The organism is Acidovorax sp. NN32, assembly GCF_057597245.1.
In genome coordinates this window covers 1,106,776-1,127,200 of record NZ_CP199679.1, presented here as the reverse complement: position 1 = coordinate 1,127,200, position 20,425 = coordinate 1,106,776, and the positions used below count along the sequence as shown (strand labels likewise).

Sequence of the window (20,425 nt, the reverse complement as noted above, 5' to 3'; positions counted from 1 at the left end):
CCGATGCCCGACTGAGCCTTCACCCCGTCACAGCGTGCCGTAGCTGTGCAAACCGCTCAGGAACATGTTCACCCCCAGAAACGCGAACGTGGTCACCGCCAGGCCCACCAGCGCCCACCAGGCCGACACGGTGCCGCGCAGCCCCTTCATCAGTCGCATGTGCAGCCAGGCGGCGTAGTTGAGCCAGACGATCAGCGCCCAGGTTTCCTTCGGGTCCCAGCTCCAGTAGCCGCCCCAGGCCTCGGCCGCCCACAGCGCGCCGAGCACGGTAGCAATGGTGAAGAACGCAAAGCCCACGGCGATGGACTTGTACATCACGTCGTCCAGGATCTCAAACGAGGGGAGGCGCGCCGCGATGCGCTTGCGGCCCAGCAGGATGCCAGCCACGATGAAAGCCGAAATGCCGAAGTACACCATCCAGTAGCTGCCACCGTTCTCGGTCGCGCCTTGGCGGAACACGATGGGCTCGAAACACAGCACCACGCCCAGCAGCCACAGCGGCGCCAGCTTGTACCAGCGGGTTTCGGTGGCCTGCTGCTTGATGAGGTAGGCAAAGGCCACCATGGCGGCCAGCGCAAACGTGCCGTAGCCGATGAAGTTGGCGGGCACATGCAGCTTCATCCACCAGCTCTTGAGGGCAGGCACCAGGGGCTGGATCTCGTGCGCTTCGCGCACCACGGTGTACCAGAGCAGGAAGCCCACGGCAGCACTGACTACCAACATCACGAACCCGCCCAGTGCACGCGTGTCGTACTGCTGTTCGTAATACAGGTAGAACGCCGCCGTCATCCAGCAGAACAGCACGAACACCTCGTACAAATTACTCACAGGAATGTGGCCGATGTCCGGGCCGATGAGGTAGCTTTCGTACCAGCGCACCAGCGTGCCAATGAGCGCCATGGCCACAGCCACCCAGGCAATGCGCGAGCCCAGCATGCTCATGGTGCGGCCCTCGCCGCGGGAGAACATGCCCACCCAGTAAAAGATGGTGCTCATGAAGAACAGCATGCTCATCCACAGGATGGCAGATTGGCTCGACAGGAAATACTTGAGGCCGAACACCGTATCGGCCCGCGCCAGGCTACCCGCACCGTCTTGCTGGTACAGGCCGATGGCCAACAGCGCCACCGCAGCCACGATCAGCATCAGCGCACGCAAGGGGCGCCAGAACCAGCCCAGCCAGATCGTGCACGGAATGGCACCCAGCAAAATACCTTTCTCGTAGACGTCCATGAAGGCGCCGTAGCGCTGCAACGCATACAGCCCGCCCACGGCCACGATGGCGGCAAACAGCCAGTCGAACCAGTTGCGGCGGGCAAAAAAACCCTCGTTCAGGGTGATCGTGGTGGCCGTGGAGGAAGAAGTCGCGGTATTCATGCAGTGCCTTCGCGGGGCGATGCCCCGATCAGTTTTTGTGCGAGCTGGACAAACTCCTGGTCGCCGTCCATGGTCTTGCGGTTGGTGGACAGGGCCATGGTGGCGTGGGTACGCCCGTCCTGCGGCGCCACCCAGACCCAGACGCGCCGTTCGCGGACGTAGAGCATGGCAAAAACGCCCAGGATCAGCAAGGCACATCCCAGATAGACAACATTCTTGCCAGGGGCTCGCGCCACCTGGAAAACACTGGCCTGTACCTGGGTGAAGTCCTTGAGTTCAAACGCCAGCGGTGCGGGGTAGATCTGCGCGTCGCTGAGCGAGAGCACGGCCTGCGTCATGAAGCCCTGCGTCTGATCGTCCTGGGGAAGCGGCGGCAGGCCGGCACGCTGGCGCGACAACTGCGCCACCTCGAACAGCGTGCCGTTCAAAATGCGCACCAGCACCTCACCCGCCCGCGCGCGCTCGGCCTCGGGCACGTTGGCCTCCATGAAGTCCGACACCGCCTGCAGGCCACCAGTGGGCTTGCCATCGACCATGCCCTGGCCCGCAAACAGGGCCAAGGCCCGCAGTGCAGACTGCTGCAACTGCTCGGCCAGATCCGGGCGCGAGGTGTCGATGGCCTGCGCCACATAGCGGCGCACGGCCTGCTCGCGCGCTGCGGGGTCGGCCAAGGTGGCCTTCATGCGAACGAAGCCATCCATGCTGCCCTTGTCATCGGCTGGCACCCGCAGGTACCGGAATGGCTCTGCAGGGGTTTCGCGCACACCCAGCAGAAACACCGGCACGCCATCGCCCGTGTCCACAGGCAGCATGTAGTTGTGGAACTCACGCGCCTGGCCCGCTGCGTCCCGAAGCTTGTAGCTCACGCTCGGGCCCACGTTGCGCAGTTCTTTTTTGGTGACGGTCTTGTTGGCGGCGCCCAGGCGGGATTCCACCGACTCGCGCAGGTCCACCTTGCGCACATCCACACCGCTGCCTCCGGGGCCTGCACCCCCGAAGTTCTCGACATTGATGGTGCGCAGTGCTGTGAACTCCAGCGTCAGCGTCTCGCTGCCCGGGCCGCCACTGTTGTTGGTCAGCTGGGTGGAATTGCCGACCACTCCTTCGACCTCAATGGGCTTGGCGCCTGCCACCATGGGCACGCCGCGCAGCTTGAGGTGCGAGCCGCCGTCGTCAAAACTCGACTGGTAGATCTCGATGCCTTTGTAGCTGGCCGGGTGGTTCACCTCCACACGCGCGGGCGTCTTCTCGCCCGTGGCCTTGTCGTGGATGATGATCTCGCTGGCAAACAGCTTGGGCATGCCGGTGGAGTAGTGCTCCACGATGAACTTCTTGAGTTCGATGGCAAACGGCAGGTCCTGCAGCAGCACGCCGTCGGACTGATTCAGGATGGCTGTGCTCGACTGTGTGCCCTCAGCCACCAGCAGGTTGCCCCGAAAGGTGGGGTTGCGCTCGGAAAGCCGGTGCTCGGGCTTCACATCGGCAATCAGGCCGCCGCCCTGATACGGTGTCTTGCCCCCCAGCAACATCTGGGCGCGCACGATGAGATCTCCGTCCAGCAGACCGCCCACACACACCAGCACGATGGCGCTGTGCGCGGCGATGTAGCCCAGCTTGTTGGCAGCACCCGCCTTGGCCGCCACCATCCAGCCAGTGCCGGGGCCAGAGGTGGTGTCGCGCTGCTGCAGGCGCACCTTCCATCCGCCACCGGCCAGCAGGGTGCCAATGCGGCGCGCCTCGACCTCGGCAGAGCCGCTAAGCGTTGCCTCGGCCTTGTGGTGAAAAGCCTTCAGGCTTTGTTCGCGGATGTTTTCCTTGTAGACCTTGAGGTCGATGAGGATCTTGGGTGTATTGCGGGCGATGCACAGCGATGTGCTGATCACCAGAAACGCCAGGATCAGCAAGAACCACCAGGCGCTGTAGACGGCATTGAGCTGGATGGCGCCAAACAACTCCGCCCAGAAAGGACCGAACTGGTTGACGTAGTTGACCGCCGGCTCGTGCTGCTTGAGCACCGTGCCGATCACCGAGGCAATGCAGATCACCGTCAGCAGCGAGATCGCGAACCGCATGGAGGACAGCAGCTCGATCCCGGCGCGCCAGGCCTGGGAACCAGACTGGATGCGAAGGCCTTGGGTGTTATCGGACATGGATGAAAAAGAAAGGAGACGGCGAGGAGGCGCGAGAGAAGGAAAGAAAAAGGGCGGGACCATCTGTGCGATGGGCCCGCCCGTTTTGGGATTGTTATTGGCGGTAGGTTCCGTGCAACCCGGTCTAGCGGGCCACAAGATTGACGAAAATCAAGTCAATCAGCGCAGGCCAGCGATGTAGTCCGCCACGGCCTTGATTTCCTTGTCGTTCAGCTTGGCCGCCACCTGCGTCATCTGGGTGCTGTTGGCACGCGAGCCATCGCGGAAGGTGTTGAGCTGGGCCACGGTGTAGTCAGCGTGCTGACCCGACAGGCGGGGGTACTGGGCAGGGATGCCCGCGCCGTTGGGGCTGTGGCAGCCAGCGCAGGCAGCGATCTGGCGGTCGGCGATGCCGCCACGGTAGATGCGCTCACCCAGGGAGACCAGGTTCTTGTCCTTGGCGAAGCCGGGTTTGGCCGCCTTGGAAGCCACCCAGTACGAAATGTTCTTCATGTCCTCGTCCGACAGCGCGGTGGCGAAACCCTTCATGATGGCGTTGTTGCGCTTGCCGGACTTGAATTCCTGCAACTGCTTGACCAGGTATTCGGGGTGTTGCTGCGACAGCTTGGGGTTGGCCGCAATGGCCGAATTGCCATCGGCGCCATGGCAGGCAGCACACACTGCGGTGTAGCTGGCCTCGCCTTTGACGAGATCCGGCTTGGCCGCTTTGGGGGCATCGCCCGCCGCATAGGCCGAAAAAACAGGTGCTGCCAGTGCGGCAGCCGTCAGCAAAGAGGCGAGCAACTTCATATCGAGGGTCTGTGTTTATGTGCGCAAAACCTCGCGATTCTACAATGAGGCTCCCAAGCCTCCCAATATTCCATGACGACCTCTTCCACCGCGCCAGTTGCTGGCTCCCTTCCGCCCGCTCCCGACGCCAAGATCGCCATGGGCTGGATGCACACCGCCAGGTTCCTGACCACGGCCGCCCAGCTGCACCACCTGCCGCCCATCCATGTGCCCGAGATCGCTTTTGTGGGCCGCTCCAACGCGGGCAAATCCACCTGCATCAACACGCTCACGCAGCAAAAGCAGCTGGCCTTCGCCTCCAAACGGCCCGGGCGCACGCAGCACATCAACCTTTTCTCGCTGGGCAAGCACGGCGCGACCGATGCGGTGCTGGCCGATCTGCCCGGCTACGGCTACGCGAAGGTGTCGCGGTCCGACAAGGTGCGTTGGCAGCAGGTGATGGTCAATTACCTGGTGAGCCGCCCTGGACTCACCGGCATCGTCTTGCTGTGTGACCCCCGGCTGGGATTGACCGAGCTGGACGAGGCCTTGCTTGAAGTGCTGCGACCACGGGTCGAAGAGGGCCTGAAATTCCTCATCGTGCTGACCAAGGCGGACAAGCTCACACGCTCGGAGCAAGCCAAGATCCTGTCGATTACGCGACTGAACGCGGCCGGCGGAGAGGTGATGATGTTCTCGGCCCTCAAGAAACAAGGCGTGGACGAGGTGGCACAGCTGCTGTGGCAGTGGGCGCACCCGGTGCAAGCCTCGGGCGACGCAGCCCCTGCCCCCGCCGTTGAGCCCCCAGAGCTCGGTGATTCTGAGGATATTCAGTCAAATTAGGCCCTAGCGCTTATCCATCAAGCGCTACCAGCTATTAAATGCATAGCGCCATGATCCAGACCGTCTCCGCTCCCCTGCCCCACGGAACCACCCTGCACTGCCGCGTAAGCGGCGTGGCGGGCCGCCCAGTGCTGCTGTTTTTGCACGGCTTCCCCGAGGGTGCCTTCATCTGGGATGAGCTGCTGCTGCACTTTGCCCGCCCCGAAAACGGTGGCTACCACTGCGTGGCGCCCTACCTGCGCGGGTTTGGCCCCTCCAGCAGCCCCGCCGAAGTGGATGCCTACCGTGCCAAGCATCTGGTGCAGGACCTGGTGGCGCTGATTGCCCACGAATGCCCCGGCGGCGCGCTGGAATGCCTGGTGGCGCACGACTGGGGTGGCGCCGTGGCCTGGAACCTGGCCAACCAGCAGCCGCAGCTCATGAAGCGGCTGGCCATCATCAACTCCCCCCACCCTGGCGCCTTTGTGCGGGAGTTGGCACACAACGCTGCGCAGCAGGCGGGCAGCCAGTACATGCACTTCCTGTGCAGGCCTGATGCCGAGGCCCTGCTGGCCGAGGACGACTTTCGCCGCCTGTTCGCATTTTTCAACGCCCCAGACGGCAGCGCACCCACGTGGCTGACCGAGAGCGTGCGCGCCCAGTACCGCGCGCTGTGGCAGCAGGGCCTGACGGGTGCCTGCAACTACTACCGCGCCAGCCCCCTGCGCCCACCCCGCGATGGTGACCCGGGCGCGCAGGCCATCACCCTGCCCGAATCCATGTTGACGGTGACGGTGCCCACGCTGGTCCTGTGGGGCATGGACGACCCGGCCCTGCTGCCCGGCCTGCTCGACGGCCTGCCGGGCTGGGTGCCACAGCTGCAGCTACGGCAGGTGGAGAAGGCCTCGCACTGGATCGTGCACGAGCACCCTGAGCGCGTGGCCCTGGAACTGCAGCGATTTTTGCAATCAAAATGATAGCTACCAGCGCTTGACAGATAGGCGCTAGATGCTGATTTGACTCAAATTTTCAGGCGTAAAAAGACGGTTCGCCTTCGGGCCGTGTCTTGAAACGCTTGTGCACCCAGTAGTACTGCTCGGGCATGGTGTTGATGACGGCCTGCAGTTCGTGGTTCATGCGCAGGGTGTCGGCCTCGGCATCGTCGGTGGGGTAGTTCGCCCAGGCGGGCGAGACCTCGGCCACGTAGCCTGTGGGCGTCATGCGCGAATACACGCCCACCACCTTGGCCCGCCCCAGCCGCGCAAACCGCGACAGCGACGGGATGGTGGCCGCCGTCACGCCGTAGAACGGCACAAACACCGAATCATTGCGCCCGTAGTCCATGTCGGGCAGCAGGTACAGCAGGCCGCCCTTGCGCAGGTTGGCGATGATGGGTTTGACGCCGTCCGAGCGGTTGAGCATGCGCACGTCGCCAAAACGCTGGCGCCCGGCCATGAACCAGCCGTCCACCGCCGGATCGGGATGGGTGGCAAAAATGGACGTGAACGCTCGGCCCGAATGCAGCGGCAGCGCCAGGCCACCCGCGTCCATGCCATAGAAGTGCGGGGCAAACAGGATGGTGGGCGTGTCGCCGTCGAGCTCGTGCACGGCACCTCTGAGTTGCACGCGCCGCTCGACCACCTCGCGGGGCGCGGCCCAGAGCCAGCTGCGGTCCAGCCAGGTCTGGCAGAACACCACAAAACTGGCGCGCGCCACGGCGCGGCGGCGCGCCTCGGTCCAGTCCGGAAAACACAACTCCAGGTTGCGCAGCGCCACCTTGCGCCGGGGCGCCACCAGCACAAAGGCCACCTGCCCCAGCAGCCACCCCATGCCGCGCAGCACGGGCAGCGGCAGGTGCGCCAGCACCCGCATGAACCACACACCCAGGCGGCCCGTCATACGGCAGCTCCCGCAGCAGGCGCTGCCTCGGCGCGCGGCTGCTTGTAGCGGGCATAGCCCCACAGGTATTGCTCGGGGCACTGGCGGATAAGGTGTTCAATGGCCTGGTTGATCTGCACAACGGCAACGTCCAGCTGGTCCGACAGCGGTTGCGCCAGCGGCTCGAAATGGGTGACAAAACCACGGCCCCAGGGCAGCCGCTCGCAGCGCACCAGCACAACGGCAGCACCCGTCTGCTGCGCCAGGCGCACGGCCAGGGTCATGGTGTAGGCATCGCGGCCAAAAAACGGCGCCCAAAGGCCCTGCCCGTCCGGCGGGACCTGGTCGGGCAGCAGCCCCACGGCCTCACCCCGGCGCAGGGCCTTGATCATCTGGCGCACACCCGCCAGCGTGGTGGGCACGGCCAGCATGCCGGGCCGGTTGCGTGCGGTCTCCATCACCTTGGCCAGCCAGGCCTGGCGCGCGGGGCGGTACAGCACGGTGATGGGGCCGCGCTCCGCGCTCCAGCGCCGGGCCGCTGCCTGGGCCGACAGCTCGAAGCACCCCTGGTGCGGCGTGAGGTACAAAATGCCGCGCCCGGCCGCATACGCCTGCTCCACACAGGCCTCGCCTTCGATGCGGCAGGGCAGTGGCGCCCCCAGCCAAAGGCGCGGCAGCTCGGCGACCATGCGGCCGGCGTGGGCCACGGCGGCACGCACATCCCCGAACGCATACCCCGCCAGCGCCGAATGGGCGAGGAACCGGCGCCGGTACGTGGGGGATGCGACAAACGCCACCCAGCCCATGGCCGCGCCCATGATGTGCAGCAACCACAGTGGAAACACGGAAAAGAATCGAAAGACGACTGGCATTAAAATGACGGGGTCGCTGAGTTAAATGAGCAACTTGCAGGGCGACGTTAAAAAAATCTGCTAAAGCGTTCGCCAAAGCTCCTTCGGGGTGAGGGCAACGCCCCAAATGCCGGAACACTGGAGTTTATTCAAATGGCGAACGACTTTCTCTTTACCTCGGAATCCGTCTCCGAAGGCCACCCCGACAAGGTGGCCGATCAGATCTCGGACGCGATTCTCGACGCGATCTTCAAACAAGACCCCCGCAGCCGCGTGGCGGCCGAAACGCTGACCAACACCGGCCTCGTCGTGCTGGCGGGCGAAATCACCACCAACGCCCACGTGGACTACATCCAGGTGGCGCGCGACACCATCAAGCGCATCGGATACGACAACACCGACTACGGCATCGACTACAAGGGTTGCGCCGTGCTCGTGGCCTATGACAAGCAGTCCAACGACATCGCCCAGGGCGTGGACCACGCGAGCGACGACCACCTGAACACCGGCGCTGGCGACCAGGGCCTGATGTTCGGCTACGCCTGCGACGAAACGCCCGAGCTGATGCCCGCGCCCATCTACTACGCGCACCGCCTCGTCGAGCGCCAGGCCCAGCTGCGCAAGGACGGCCGCCTGCCGTTCCTGCGCCCCGATGCCAAGTCGCAAGTGACGATGCGCTACGTGGACGGCAAGCCCCACAGCATCGACACCGTGGTGCTCTCCACTCAGCACCACCCCGACCAGAGCGAAACGCAAACCAAGATGAAGGCCTCGTTCACCGAAGCCATCATCGAAGAGATCATCAAGCCCGTGCTGCCCAAGGAATGGCTGCAAAACACCCGCTACCTGATCAACCCCACCGGCCGCTTTGTCATCGGCGGTCCACAAGGTGACTGTGGCCTGACCGGCCGCAAGATCATCGTGGACACCTACGGCGGTGCCTGCCCCCACGGCGGCGGCGCCTTCAGCGGCAAGGACCCAACGAAGGTGGACCGCTCGGCAGCCTACGCTGCCCGTTATGTGGCCAAGAACATCGTGGCTGCGGGCCTAGCACGCCAGTGCCAGATCCAGGTGGCGTACGCCATTGGTGTGGCCGAGCCGATGAACATCACGGTCTACACAGAAGGCACGGGCGTGGTGTCGGACGAGCGTCTGGCAGCGCTGGTGCGTGAGCATTTCGACCTGCGCCCCAAGGGCATCATCCAGATGCTGGACCTGCTACGTCCGATCTATGAGAAGACCGCAGCCTACGGCCACTTCGGCCGCGAAGAGCCGGAGTTCAGCTGGGAAAAGACGGACAAGGCTGCTGCGCTGCGCGCAGCAGCGGGCCTGTAAAGGCCCCGAGCGAAGCGAGCTTGTCCGGCTTTCGGCGCAGGCTCATATCGCGCAGCGATGTGAAGGGCCGCAAGGCCCGTGCCGCAGCCAACGTACGGACAAGGCTGCTGCGCGGCACGTGCAGCTTTCCGTACGTGACGAAGCTCATATCGCGTCAGCGATGTGAGCGCAGACCAAAAGACCGTCAGAGCCGTCCCACCTCCAAAGCCGCAACGCTCCGCGTTGCGGCTTTTCTTTTGACCCTTCACCACTGCCCGCCAGCGGCCCTCTCCTACACCCACCGCCCGCCCGCACTGACGGCGCTGCCGACGGCCCCTCGGTATCGTTCCTGCACACCCTTTCGCAGCCCCACGCTGCCTGAACATCCACTGCAAGGAGCGACCACCATGCTGAAGTACGCCATCATTTTTGCCCTGATCTCCCTGGTCGCCGGCGCCCTGGGATTCAGCGGAGTCGCCGCAGGCGCGGCGGGCATCGCCAAGGTCCTGTTTGTGCTGTTCCTGGTGATTGCCGTGGTGTTTGTGGTGCTGGCCGCCATCGGCGTGGGTGCCGCGCGCAAGGTCCTCAAGTAGCCCAGCGCACCTTTGTCACAGCCCCACATTCCCCACACAGCCGCACCATGACCGACACCACCAATATCTTTGAAGCCCTGCGCGAGAGCCACGAACGCCAGCGAGCGCTGTACACCGCACTCACCGACACCAGCGGAGACACCCCCGAGCGTCGCGAGCTGTTTGACCAGCTCAAGCAGGAACTGACGGCCCATGAACGGGCTGAGGAACGGCATTTTTATATTCCGCTGATGGCGCACGACGCGGGCATCGACCTGTCCCGCCACGCAATTTCAGAGCACCACCAGCTCGATGAACTGCTGGAGTCACTGGAAGAGGCAGATCCGGCCACCCCCAGCTGGCTGCCGCTGGCCAAGAAACTGGCGGAGAAGGTGGAACACCACCTCAAGGAAGAAGAACACCGCTTCTTCCAGATGGCTGGCAAGCTGCTGACGGAGAAGCAAAAAACCGCGCTGGCGGCGGACTACCGGGCTGACTATGAGGAGGCCAAGGCCGCCATGGCCTGAGCGTGCCGGGCTCTGCCCGGAGACACGCAAGGGGTCATACGGACTCTTCGGCCTGCACCACGCAATTACGACCGCTGGACTTGGCCTTGTACAGCGCCGTGTCCGCGCGCTTGATCAGGGCGTGGCTGTCTTCCTTGTGGTCCCAGGTGGCCACGCCAAAACTGGCGCTGACATGGCCCACCGCGTCGAACGGCACGCCTGCAATGCGCGCGCGCACCGCCTCGGCCATGGCCATGGCGGCATCCACCGGGGTTTCCTTGAGCAGGATGATGAACTCCTCGCCCCCGAAACGCGCAGCGCAGTCGGACGAGCGCAGCAGCTCGCGCACGCGCAGCGCCGTGCTCTTGAGCACCACATCGCCCGAGTCATGCCCAAAGGTATCGTTGATGCGTTTGAAAAAGTCGATGTCAAACATCACCACCGACAGACTGCCCTTCTTGATGCGGGTGTCGGCCATCTCGGTCTCCAGCCTCTCAAAGAAGCGGCGGCGGTTGACCAAGTCCGTCAGGAAGTCCTTGGTGGCCAAGTCTTCCAGCTTGCGGTTGAGCCGCGCCATGGGCTCGATCACCAGCGACGACAGCGACAGGTTGAGCCCGACGAAAAGCAGCACAAAACTACCCACCAGCGCCGCCATCACCGTGTTGAAGGTCTGACGCGCCTTCTCCAGCGGGAAGTACATCGGCACCTTCACCACCTGGATGCCCACCGTCTCGTTCATGCCCCAGCCAAAGCCGTTCTTGTCGCCATAGACCTTGAGCATGGTGGGCGGCGCCACGGCCGGTGTGCTGTGACAGGCCATGCATTGCGCCTGCTTGATGGTGATGGGGCGGGCCACGTACATGGCGCGGTGCATGCCCTCGCCCACCTCGCCGGTGACCTCTTTCTTGAGGTCGGACCGGCCTTCGCGAAAGTCGCTGATGATGCGCTCTTCCCACTCGTTGGCACGGTCGCGCAGGTTGGTGGGGTTGAGCACCGCCTCCTTGTACTCATAGCCCGGAAACCGGTTCTGCAGGCGGCGCAGGGTTTCGGTGGCCGCATAGGCAGGCACCGTCTGCGGCAGGAATTTCTCGGCCAGCGTCACGTCCAGGTGGGGCTTGACCAGCTCTGTCGTGTAGTCGCGGATCGCCATGGCCGCGTGCATCATGATCTGCGAGTTGTGCTGCACCTCCTCGATGGCCGACTGCTGCAGAAAGCGGTGTACATAAACTCCCGCCCCCGCCGCTGCCACCAGCAGCACGGCCGCCAGCACCAGGTTGAATTTGAGCCGCAAAGACATGGATTTCCCTCAGGTGCCAGCGTTGTGCCGGCTTGTTGTTGGTGATGCAACGGCAGCCACCCTGGCCCGCGCGACGCACCCACCGTTCGTGGGACACAAAGTTTGCGTTTGTGCCAGATTTCCGTGCGGCGGTCCAATAGTTTGTGCGCTGCGCCCGCGCTACAGCCCGCGTGCGCTCAGCGACAGATTGCGCCGGTAGGCCGGGCGCACCCGGTACAGCTGCGCGGGGCGGTGGGCGCCTCCGCCTTGCAGCGCTCCCGGCACCGGCTCCAGCATGGCCAACTCGTCCATCTTGCGGCGAAAACTCACCTTGTTGACCGGCTCGCCCAGCACCGCCTCGTACACAGCCTGCAGCTGCGGCAGCGTGAACGGCTCGGCGCACAGGTGCACGGGCATGGACGAATACTGGCTTTTGCTGCGCACGCGGGCCACGGCGGCATCGACCATGGCACGGTGGTCAAAAGGCAGCGCAGGCAATTCGGCCACGGGTACCAGCGTTAGCGGTGCCTGCTCCAGCACCTCAGGCGGCACCAGGGCACAGTAAGCGACGGCCAGCGACCAGCCCCGGGGGTCGCGCACCGGGCCGGAGAAGGTGGCCAACTGCTCCAGGTACGGGCTCTGCAAGCCCGCCTTGTCGCGCAGCACCCGGGCCGCGCTGGCCTGGGCATCGACATCTTCTTGCGCATGGATGTAGCCACCCGGCAGCGCCAGAGCCCCGGCAAACGGCGCGCGCTCACGGCGCAACAGGGCCACTTGCAACGCCCCTTGCTGCAAGGTCAGCAACACCACATCGACGGTACAGATCACAGTGGGCAAAGCGGATTCGGTCATGCACCGAGTTTGTCACAAGCATGAACAAACCGGCACCCAGATCGCGAACCACATTCCCTAGCGCAAATTCTTTGAGACCAATACGAAACAAGTGCTTTCAACTTAGTTAGTTTATTTTTTTTACTAACAAGATTACACTGCATCCAACAACCCAGGAGAAGACCATGCCCCGCAACATCCAGCTGCTGGTGATTGACCCGCAAAACGACTTTTGCGACCTGCCTGCCGCATGGCAGCCTGTGGATGCGCTCACCGGCCAGCACACCGCCCCCACACTGCCCGTGCCGGGTGCCCATGCCGACATGCAGCGCCTGGCCCAGTTCATCCGCAACCAGGGCGACCAGCTTGATGGGATCATCGTCACGCTCGATTCGCACCAGCGCTTTGATATCGCCCACCCTGGCTTCTGGCAGACCGGCGCGGGTGCCGATGTGGCGCCCTTCACCCCCATCACCGCCGCCCAGGTGCGCGCAGGCGACTACACACCGCGCGATACCACGGCCCTGCCCCGCACCCTGGGGTATCTGGACGCACTCGAAGCCCAGGGCCGCTATACGCTGATGGTGTGGCCGGTGCACTGCGAGGTGGGCAGCTGGGGCCATGGCGTGCACGCCGATGTACTGGCCGCCTGCGGGGCCTGGCAGCTCCAGCGCCAGCGCGCGGTGCGCAATGTGTTCAAGGGCACCAACCCCTGGACGGAGCACTACAGCGCCATCGAGGCCGAGGTGCCCGATGCGGACGACGAAGGCACCGCACTCAACACCGCCCTGCTGCAGTCGCTGGGCCAGGCCGATGTGCTGCTGATTGCGGGCGAGGCCAGCAGCCACTGCGTGCGCTCGACCACCGAACACATCGTGCGGCACCTGCCCCGCCTGTTGCCCGGCTGGCAAGCCAGCCGCATCGTGCTGCTGACCGACGGGATGAGCCCCGTGGGCGGCTTCGAGGCGCAACACCGGGCGTTTCTGGACGCCATGCGCACAGCCGGTGCACAGCTCGCCAATATGAATGAAATCAGGCTCTAGCGCTTATCCATAAAGCGCTATTAGCTACCAATTTTGGAGCAACACCATGAACCCCGTCATCACCAGCCTGCTCGACACCGACCTCTACAAGTTCACGATGTGGCAGGCGCTGCTGCACCGCCACCCACAAACACAAAGCGAATATCGCTTTGTGTGCCGCAACACCCCGGCCTACCCGCTGGCCGAGCTGCTGCCCGAGGTGAACGCCGCGCTGGACCACCTGTGCACCCTGCGCTTCACGCAGGGCGAGCTGGCCTACGTGGGCGGACTGCGCTACATCAAGAGCGACTTCGTGGACTTTCTGCGCATCTTCCAGTTCCAGCGCAGTTTCATCAGCGCCTGGGCCGAGGGCGAGCAACTGCACATCGTGGCGCAAGGCCCACAGGTGCATGTGATGGGGTTTGAGATCTTCGTGCTGGCCATCGTGAACGAGCTGTACTTTCGCCGTTTTGACGCGGCCCAGGCCCTCGCCAGCGGCCGCGCACGGCTGGCCGCCAAAGTGCATCAGCTGCAGGCCCTGGCCCGGCAGGCCACGCTGCGCCACCCTTTCGAGCTGTTCGACTTTGGCCTGCGCCGCCGCTACAGCGGCGCCTGGCAGCGCGAGGTGGTGCAGACCTTTGCCACACAAACGCCGCAGTGGTTCAAGGGCACCAGCAACGTGCTGCTGGCGCGCGACCTGGGCCTAGTGCCCATCGGCACCATGGCGCACGAATACCTGCAGACCTACCAGGCGCTGGGCGTGCGGCTGCGCGACTTTCAAAAGGCCGCGCTCGAAGACTGGGTGCAGGAGTACCGGGGCGACCTGGGCATTGCGCTGACCGACACCGTGGGCATGGACGCCTTTCTGGCCGACTTCGACCTGTACTTCACCAAGCTGTTCGACGGCCTGCGGCACGACTCAGGCGACCCGGTGGCCTGGGGCGAAAAGGCCCTCGCGCACTACACCCGCCTGCGCATCGACGCGCACACCAAGCGGCTGGTGTTCTCCGACGGCCTCGACCTGGAACGCGCCCTGATGCTGTACCGCCACTTTGGCGACCGCACGCAGCTCGGGTTTGGCATTGGCACCAACCTGACCAACGACATGGGTGCAGACCACAAGCCGCTCAACATCGTGATGAAACTTGTGCGCGCCAACGGACAACCTGTGGCGAAACTCTCAGACACACCCGGCAAGACGCTGTGCGACGATGAAACCTACCTGGCCTACCTGCGTCAGGTTTTCAACGTGAAGGACTGACACCATGCTCCGCATCACCCTTGCACAGCTCAACTTCACTGTCGGCGACATCGAAGGCAACGTGGCCCGCATGGTGGCCGCCGCGCAGCAGGCGGCGCGCGAACAGGCCGACCTCGTCGTGTTCAGCGAGCTGTCGCTGTGCGGCTACTACCCCGGCGACATGCTAGAGGAAACCGGCTTTCAGCAACGAATCGAAGCCGGTATCTCCGCGTTACAACAGGCCTCTGCTGAATTACCCCAGCTGCACTGGGTGTTGGGCGCGCCCACGCCCGCGCGCGGCCCCGGCAAGCGCTTGCACAACAGCCTGCTGGTGCTGCAAGGCGGGGCTGTGCGCCTGCAATACGCCAAGCAGCTGCTGCCCACGTACAACATCTTTGACGAGCGCCGCCACTTCGAGCCCGGCCCGGACGTCGCCAAGGTGCTGCGTGTGGGCAGCACGCAGGTGGGCCTGCTGATCTGCGAAGACGGCTGGAACGACCACGGCGCTGACTACGCCACCAACCCTTTCGAGCGCATGCGCGACGCCGCGCCCGACCTGGTGGTGAGCATCAACGCCAGTCCCAGCCACACCGGCAAACGCGAGCAGCGCCACCAGATCTTTGCCGACGCCGCGCGCCGCCACGGCCTGCCGATCCTGTACGTGAACCAAATCGGTGGGCATGACCAGGTGGTGTACGACGGCGCATCGTTCGCGGCCGAGCCCGATGCGGGTGTCGTCTTTGAAGCGCAGCGGTTTGTGGAAGACGTGCGCACGCTGCAGTTCGACAACGGGCATTTTCTGAGCGCGGAAGGCGCACGCCCCGCCCCCGTGCCCGCACAAGGTCTGCCCACCATGGACTTCTACCGCCAGCAAATCGTGCTGGGCCTGCGCGACTACGCACGGCGTTGCGGCTTTACGCAGGTGGTGGTGGGCAGCTCGGGCGGCATCGACAGCGCGCTCACGCTGGCGCTTGCTGTGGAGGCTCTGGGTGCGGACAACGTGGTGGGCGTGACCATGCCCTCGCGCTACTCCAGCAGCGGCTCGGTCGATGACTCGGTGGCGCTGTGCCGGAACCTGGGTGTACAGCTGCACACCCACCCGATTGCCGAGCTGGTGGCGGGCTATGCGCAGCAGTTCGAGGCCAGCTTTGGCAAGCCACTGGCGGGCCTGCCACTCGAAAATCTGCAGGCGCGCATTCGCGGAACGGTGCTGATGGAGTACTCCAACGCCTTCGGCCACCTGCTGCTCACCACGGGCAACAAGAGTGAGATCTCGGTGGGTTACTGCACGCTGTATGGCGACACCAACGGTGGGCTGGGCCTGATTGGCGACCTCTACAAGACGGAGGTGTTTGCCCTGTCGCGCCACGTCAACGAACACGCCGGGCGCGTGCTGATTCCACAGGCCATCATCGACAAGGAACCCTCTGCCGAACTGGCCCCCGGCCAGCGCGATGTGGACAGCCTTCCGCCCTACTCCGTGCTCGACGAAGTGCTCAAGCTGCTGATCGAAGGCGACCGACTTTCTGCCGCGGAGCACCAGGCGGCGCAGAATTTTGTGGCCCAGCTGCAAACCGACGACGCGGGCCGCGCCCTGGTGCAGCGCGTGCGCATGATGGTGGCGCGCAACGAATACAAGCGCCGTCAGGCCCCGCCCATCGTGCGCGTGCGGGCGCGGGCTTTTGGCAGCGGGCGGCAGATGCCGATTGCAGCGCGGTATGTGTGAAATCGGTCCACGGTAAAATCACTACTAAAACGATAGCTGTTAGCGCTTTATGGATAAGCGCTAGCGGCCAAGAACATTGGGAGCGGCTCACAAAACTCAGCGCAGCGGCCCTGGCTAGGCGTTCCGTCGCAGGCAGTACAAGCGGTACGACAAGACGGAACAACGACGCCAGTGGGGTTTTGTGAGCCGCTCTTAGAACCCGACAACGACTGGAGACACATGGTCGATACCGCCATCTACATCGGGCGTTTTGAACCCGTGCACAACGGCCACATGGCGCTGCTGCAGCGCGCGCTCGACAGCGCGCAGCAGGTCATCGTGGTGGTGGGCTCGGCCTGGCAGGCGCGCTCGCCCAAGAACCCCTTCACTTGGCAAGAACGCGAGGCCATGCTGCGCAATGCGCTGCCCGAGGCCGACCGCAGCCGCATGGTGGTGCTGCCCATGCGCGACTACTACAACGAGGCGGTCTGGGTGCAGGCCGTGCGCCAGGGCGTGACGCGGCTGACGACACCCGGTGCGCGGATCGGTCTGGTGGGCCACTTCAAGGACGCCACCAGCGGCTACCTGAGCGCGTTCCCGGGCTGGGAGCTGATCCATGTGGAGCGCCAGGGCCCCATCGACGCCACCGCCATCCGCGACGCCTGGTTTGGCGCCACACCCGACACGGTGCAGTCTGCCCTCGCCCCCCTGGCCGACCAGATGCCTGCCAGCACCCTGGCCACGCTGACCGAGTTTGCGCAGACCCCGCACTACCTGGCGCTGCAGCAGGAGTGGCAGATGCTGCGCGGCTACCGCCAGGCCTGGGCCGCCGCGCCCTACCCACCCGTCTTCGTGACGGTGGACGCGGTGCTGCGCTGCCAGGACCATGTGCTGCTGATCCGCCGCGCACACGCACCCGGCAAGGGCCAGCTGGCCGTGCCCGGTGGCTTCATCGAACAGCGCGAAACGGTGTGGCAGTCCTGCCTGCGCGAACTGGTGGAAGAAACCCACTGCCACCTGCCCGAGGCCACCATGCGCGCCGCGCTGCAGTCCGTGGCCGTGTTCGACCACCCCGACCGCAGCCAGCGTGGCCGCACCATCACGCATGCGCACTACTTTGATTTGGGAGATGCGCAGTTTCCAAACGTGCAAGCAGACGACGACGCGCTGCAGGTGCAGTGGACACGCATCGACCAGCTGGCGGGGATGGAAGAGGAATTCTTTGAAGACCACTTCCACATGCTGGACCACTTCCTGGGGTTGACGGAGCTGCACTGACAACGTGCAGCCAGACTTCAAGCCAGAACAGCCTCTAGCGCTTATCCAATAAGCGCATAAAGCTATTATTTGAATAGCATCAAGTCCCAGCCCTCTCCAGCATGGCATGCAGCAGCACGTTGCAGCCCGCCTCGATGTGCTCGGGCTTGGCGTCCTCGATCTCGTTATGGCTGATACCGTCCTTGCAGGGGATGAAGATCATGCCGCTGGGTGCGAGCTTGGCCATGTACACCGCATCGTGCCCCGCACCCGAGACAGCGGGCATGTGGCTGTAGCCCAGCTTGGCTGCGGCGCGACCCACGGCCTCCACACACTCGGGCTGGAAGAGTTGCGCGGGATAGCTGGACACCATTTCGATATGAACCTGCACACCGTGCTCTTGGGCCACCTGGTCGGCGAAGGCCTTGACCTCAGCGGCCATGGCATCGACCAGCGCGTCGGTGCTGTTGCGCAGGTCGATGCTGAACTTGACCCGGCCGGGGATGACGTTGCGGCTGTTGGGGAACACTTGCACCATGCCCACGGTGCCGCGCCCGTGCGGCGGGTGGCGGTGGGCGGCAGCGACTACGTCTTGCATGATGCGCGTGGCGGCCAGCATCGCGTCCTTGCGCAGGGCCATGGGGGTGGGGCCTGCGTGGGCTTCCATGCCGGTCACGGTGCAGTCGAACCAGCGAATGCCTAGCACGCCGCTGACCACGCCGATGGTCTTGTCGTTGTCTTCGAGTACGGGGCCTTGTTCGATGTGGGTCTCGAAGTAGGCGCCGATGGGGTGGTCTCCCGGTTCCTGGTCTCCGATGTAGCCGATGCGCTCCAGCTCGCCCTTCACCGTCTTGCCTTCGGTGTCGGTGGCGGCGTAAGCGTGCTCCAGCGTGAAGGCCTTGGCGAACACGCCCGAGCCCATCATCACGGGCACGAAGCGGCTGCCTTCTTCGTTGGTCCAGAAGGCGACTTCGATGGGGGCCTCGGTCTCGATGCCGTGGTCGTTGAGCGTGCGCACCACCTCGATGCCAGCCAGCACGCCGTAGTTGCCATCGAACTTCCCGCCCGTGGGCTGGGTGTCGATGTGGCTGCCGGTCATGATGGGGGGCAGGCTGTTGTTGCGCCCGGGGCGGCGCATGAAGCCGTTGCCGATCTTGTCAATGGTGACGGTCATACCCGCTTCGCGCGCCCAGCGGGTCACGAGGTCACGGCCTTGCTTGTCCAGGTCGGTGAGGGTGAGGCGGCAGACGCCGCCCTTGGGCGTGGCGCCGATCTGCGCCAGCTCCATGAGTGACGCCCACAGGCGGTCTCCGTTGATGCGCAGGTTCTCGATGTCAGTCTTCACTTTGGTGTCCATGGTGTTCTCCGGATACATTGCGGCGGTCAGCGCGCAACGGCGGTAGGGGCCAGGTCCTGTGCACGCTTTTGCACGGCCTGGAAGTTGGCGCCAAACGCAGGGCGCTTGATGTAGCGGCCCTTGCCTTGTTCAGCCCGCAGGTCGCCGTTGGCAAACACCACGCGGCCCTGGCTCACGGTGTGGCTGGGGATGCCGCGCACGGTGCGGCCTTCAAAGATGTTGAAGTCGCCCTTGCTGAACTGCGTCTTGGCCGAGAAGGTCTTGGTGCCCTGCGGGTCCCACAGCACCAGGTCGGCATCGGCACCTTCTCCGATGTAGCCCTTGCGCGGATAGATGTTGAACAGCTTGGCCGCATTGGCCGAGGTGATGGCCACAAACTCGCTGGGCGTGAGGCGCCCGGTGTTCACGCCACCATCCCACAGCGCGGCCATGCGTTCTTCCACGCCGCCGGTGCCGTTGGGAATCTTTGCGAAGTTCTCTTTGCCCATGGCCTTTTGCGCGGCGCAGAAGGTGCAGTGGTCCGTGGCCGTGGTGTGCAGCTGGCCCGACTGCAGGCCGCGCCACAGCGCCTCCTGGTGGCCCTTGGGGCGGAAGGGCGGGCTCATCACATAGGCGGCGGCCTTGGCGAAATCGGGGTCGCGGTAGACGCTGTCGTCCACCAGCAGGTGGCCCGCCAGCACCTCGCCGTACACGCGCTGGCCGCGCGCACGGGCGCGGGCAATCGCGTCGGCCGACTCCATGCAGCTCACATGCACCACGTAGATGGGAACGCCCAGCACGTCGGCAATCGCGATGGCGCGGTTGGCGGCCTCGGCCTCGACCATGGGTGGGCGCGACAATGGGTGGCCCTCGGGGCCGGTGATGCCCATCTTGGCGACCTCCTGCTGCAGCAGGTACACCAGCTCGCCGTTTTCGGCATGCACCGTGGGCATTGCGCCCAGCTCCAGCGCGCGCTTGAAGCTGTTCACCAGGGTTTCGTCGTCGCACATGATGGCGTTCTTGTAGGCCATGAAGTGCTTGAAGCTGTTCACACCCTCGTCCTGCACCAGCGTGCCCATGTCGGCGCGCACCTGCTCGCTCCACCAGGTGATGGCGACGTGGAAGGAATAGTCGGCGGCCGATTTCTCCGCCCAGCCGCGCCACTTGCGATAAGCATCCAGGATGGGTTCTTGCGGATCGGGGATCACGAAGTCGATGATGCTCGTGGTGCCGCCGGCCAGCGCGGCGGCCGTGCCAGTGTAGAAGTCGTCCATGGTGACGGTGCCCATGAACGGCAGCTGCATGTGGGTGTGCGGGTCGATGCCACCGGGCAGCACGTACTGGCCGCTGGCGTCCAGCGTCTGCGCCCCTACCGGCGCCTGCGCAGCCGCCCCATCGCCCACAGCCACGATGCGGCCATCGACGCACAACACATCGGCGCGCTGTTCACGGTCGGCGTTGACCACGGTACCACCGCGGATCACAAGGGCTTGGGTCATGGGGGTCTCCTTCAAGGATGC

Annotated in this window: 18 protein-coding genes; 9 read left to right on the top strand and 9 right to left on the bottom strand. The window is 64.7% G+C overall.

All coding sequences use genetic code 11. The features are described 5' to 3' along the window. Positions 1-27: 27 nt before the first annotated feature. The 3 genes from ccsB to ACT89O_RS05160 form a co-directional block, all read right to left on the bottom strand. Complete coding sequence (gene ccsB / locus ACT89O_RS05170) at positions 28-1,377, bottom strand: c-type cytochrome biogenesis protein CcsB (protein ID WP_121507460.1); 1,350 nt, start codon at positions 1,375-1,377, stop codon at positions 28-30. Further along, a complete protein-coding gene (locus ACT89O_RS05165) occupies positions 1,374-3,527 on the bottom strand; it encodes a cytochrome c biogenesis protein ResB (RefSeq protein ID WP_487262023.1) in 2,154 nt (717 codons plus the stop codon). Before ACT89O_RS05165 ends, ccsB begins: the two co-directional genes overlap by 4 nt. 159 nt (positions 3,528-3,686) lie before the next feature. Further along, positions 3,687-4,316 carry a c-type cytochrome gene (locus ACT89O_RS05160; protein ID WP_055399289.1) on the bottom strand — a complete coding sequence of 210 codons (630 nt, stop codon included), beginning with the start codon at positions 4,314-4,316 and terminating at the stop codon, positions 3,687-3,689. Positions 4,317-4,388: 72 nt separating this feature from the next. Here ACT89O_RS05160 and yihA point away from each other — a divergent pair, with 72 nt between their 5' ends. Next, positions 4,389-5,138, top strand: a complete 750-nt coding sequence (gene yihA, locus ACT89O_RS05155; protein WP_121422409.1) for a ribosome biogenesis GTP-binding protein YihA/YsxC — start codon at positions 4,389-4,391, stop codon at positions 5,136-5,138. A gap of 50 nt (positions 5,139-5,188) precedes the next feature. After that, positions 5,189-6,094 (top strand): alpha/beta fold hydrolase, encoded by a 906-nt coding sequence (locus tag ACT89O_RS05150; RefSeq protein ID WP_487262022.1) that lies wholly within the window; start codon positions 5,189-5,191, stop codon positions 6,092-6,094. 52 nt (positions 6,095-6,146) lie between these two features. Here ACT89O_RS05150 and ACT89O_RS05145 read toward each other — a convergent pair whose 3' ends face one another. Together ACT89O_RS05145 and ACT89O_RS05140 are read right to left on the bottom strand one after the other, a co-directional pair. Further along, positions 6,147-7,016, bottom strand: coding sequence for a lysophospholipid acyltransferase family protein (locus ACT89O_RS05145; protein WP_055399296.1), 870 nt, complete (start codon positions 7,014-7,016; stop codon positions 6,147-6,149). Continuing rightward, the gene (locus ACT89O_RS05140) at positions 7,013-7,867 is read right to left on the bottom strand and encodes a lysophospholipid acyltransferase family protein (RefSeq protein WP_487262021.1); all 855 of its coding nucleotides are present in this window, start codon (positions 7,865-7,867) and stop codon (positions 7,013-7,015) included. Before ACT89O_RS05140 ends, ACT89O_RS05145 begins: the two co-directional genes overlap by 4 nt. 132 nt (positions 7,868-7,999) lie before the next feature. Here ACT89O_RS05140 and metK point away from each other — a divergent pair, with 132 nt between their 5' ends. From metK to ACT89O_RS05125, 3 genes are all read left to right on the top strand, one after another. Continuing rightward, positions 8,000-9,181: a methionine adenosyltransferase gene (gene metK, locus ACT89O_RS05135; RefSeq protein WP_056060126.1), complete on the top strand. Its 1,182-nt coding sequence runs from the start codon at positions 8,000-8,002 to the stop codon at positions 9,179-9,181. 386 nt (positions 9,182-9,567) lie between these two features. Continuing rightward, positions 9,568-9,753 carry a DUF1328 domain-containing protein gene (locus tag ACT89O_RS05130; protein WP_010462162.1) on the top strand — a complete coding sequence of 62 codons (186 nt, stop codon included), beginning with the start codon at positions 9,568-9,570 and terminating at the stop codon, positions 9,751-9,753. A gap of 47 nt (positions 9,754-9,800) precedes the next feature. Further along, complete coding sequence (locus ACT89O_RS05125; protein ID WP_055399304.1) at positions 9,801-10,259, top strand: hemerythrin domain-containing protein; 459 nt, start codon at positions 9,801-9,803, stop codon at positions 10,257-10,259. Positions 10,260-10,293: 34 nt separating this feature from the next. On the opposite strand, the gene ACT89O_RS05120 is transcribed toward ACT89O_RS05125, so the two are convergent. After that, the gene (locus ACT89O_RS05120; RefSeq protein ID WP_487262020.1) at positions 10,294-11,535 is read right to left on the bottom strand and encodes a diguanylate cyclase; all 1,242 of its coding nucleotides are present in this window, start codon (positions 11,533-11,535) and stop codon (positions 10,294-10,296) included. A 159-nt stretch (positions 11,536-11,694) separates the two neighbouring features. Beyond that, positions 11,695-12,366 carry an NUDIX hydrolase gene (locus ACT89O_RS05115; protein WP_487262019.1) on the bottom strand — a complete coding sequence of 224 codons (672 nt, stop codon included), beginning with the start codon at positions 12,364-12,366 and terminating at the stop codon, positions 11,695-11,697. Between the two features lie 164 nt (positions 12,367-12,530). Between ACT89O_RS05115 and ACT89O_RS05110 the strand changes: the two genes are divergently transcribed. From ACT89O_RS05110 to ACT89O_RS05095, 4 genes are all read left to right on the top strand, one after another. Continuing rightward, positions 12,531-13,388 carry a cysteine hydrolase family protein gene (locus tag ACT89O_RS05110; protein ID WP_487262018.1) on the top strand — a complete coding sequence of 286 codons (858 nt, stop codon included), beginning with the start codon at positions 12,531-12,533 and terminating at the stop codon, positions 13,386-13,388. Positions 13,389-13,434: 46 nt separating this feature from the next. Further along, positions 13,435-14,628, top strand: coding sequence for a nicotinate phosphoribosyltransferase (pncB, locus tag ACT89O_RS05105; RefSeq protein ID WP_487262016.1), 1,194 nt, complete (start codon positions 13,435-13,437; stop codon positions 14,626-14,628). A gap of 4 nt (positions 14,629-14,632) precedes the next feature. After that, positions 14,633-16,333 carry an NAD+ synthase gene (locus ACT89O_RS05100; RefSeq protein WP_487262015.1) on the top strand — a complete coding sequence of 567 codons (1,701 nt, stop codon included), beginning with the start codon at positions 14,633-14,635 and terminating at the stop codon, positions 16,331-16,333. Between the two features lie 219 nt (positions 16,334-16,552). Next, positions 16,553-17,590 (top strand): bifunctional nicotinamide-nucleotide adenylyltransferase/Nudix hydroxylase, encoded by a 1,038-nt coding sequence (locus ACT89O_RS05095; RefSeq protein WP_487262014.1) that lies wholly within the window; start codon positions 16,553-16,555, stop codon positions 17,588-17,590. A gap of 79 nt (positions 17,591-17,669) precedes the next feature. Here the strand turns inward: ACT89O_RS05095 and ACT89O_RS05090 are convergent, their stop codons facing one another. After that, positions 17,670-18,926 (bottom strand): Zn-dependent hydrolase, encoded by a 1,257-nt coding sequence (locus tag ACT89O_RS05090; RefSeq protein ID WP_121423045.1) that lies wholly within the window; start codon positions 18,924-18,926, stop codon positions 17,670-17,672. A 26-nt stretch (positions 18,927-18,952) separates the two neighbouring features. Further along, positions 18,953-20,404 (bottom strand): dihydropyrimidinase, encoded by a 1,452-nt coding sequence (hydA, locus tag ACT89O_RS05085; protein ID WP_487262013.1) that lies wholly within the window; start codon positions 20,402-20,404, stop codon positions 18,953-18,955. Positions 20,405-20,425 lie beyond the last annotated feature (21 nt).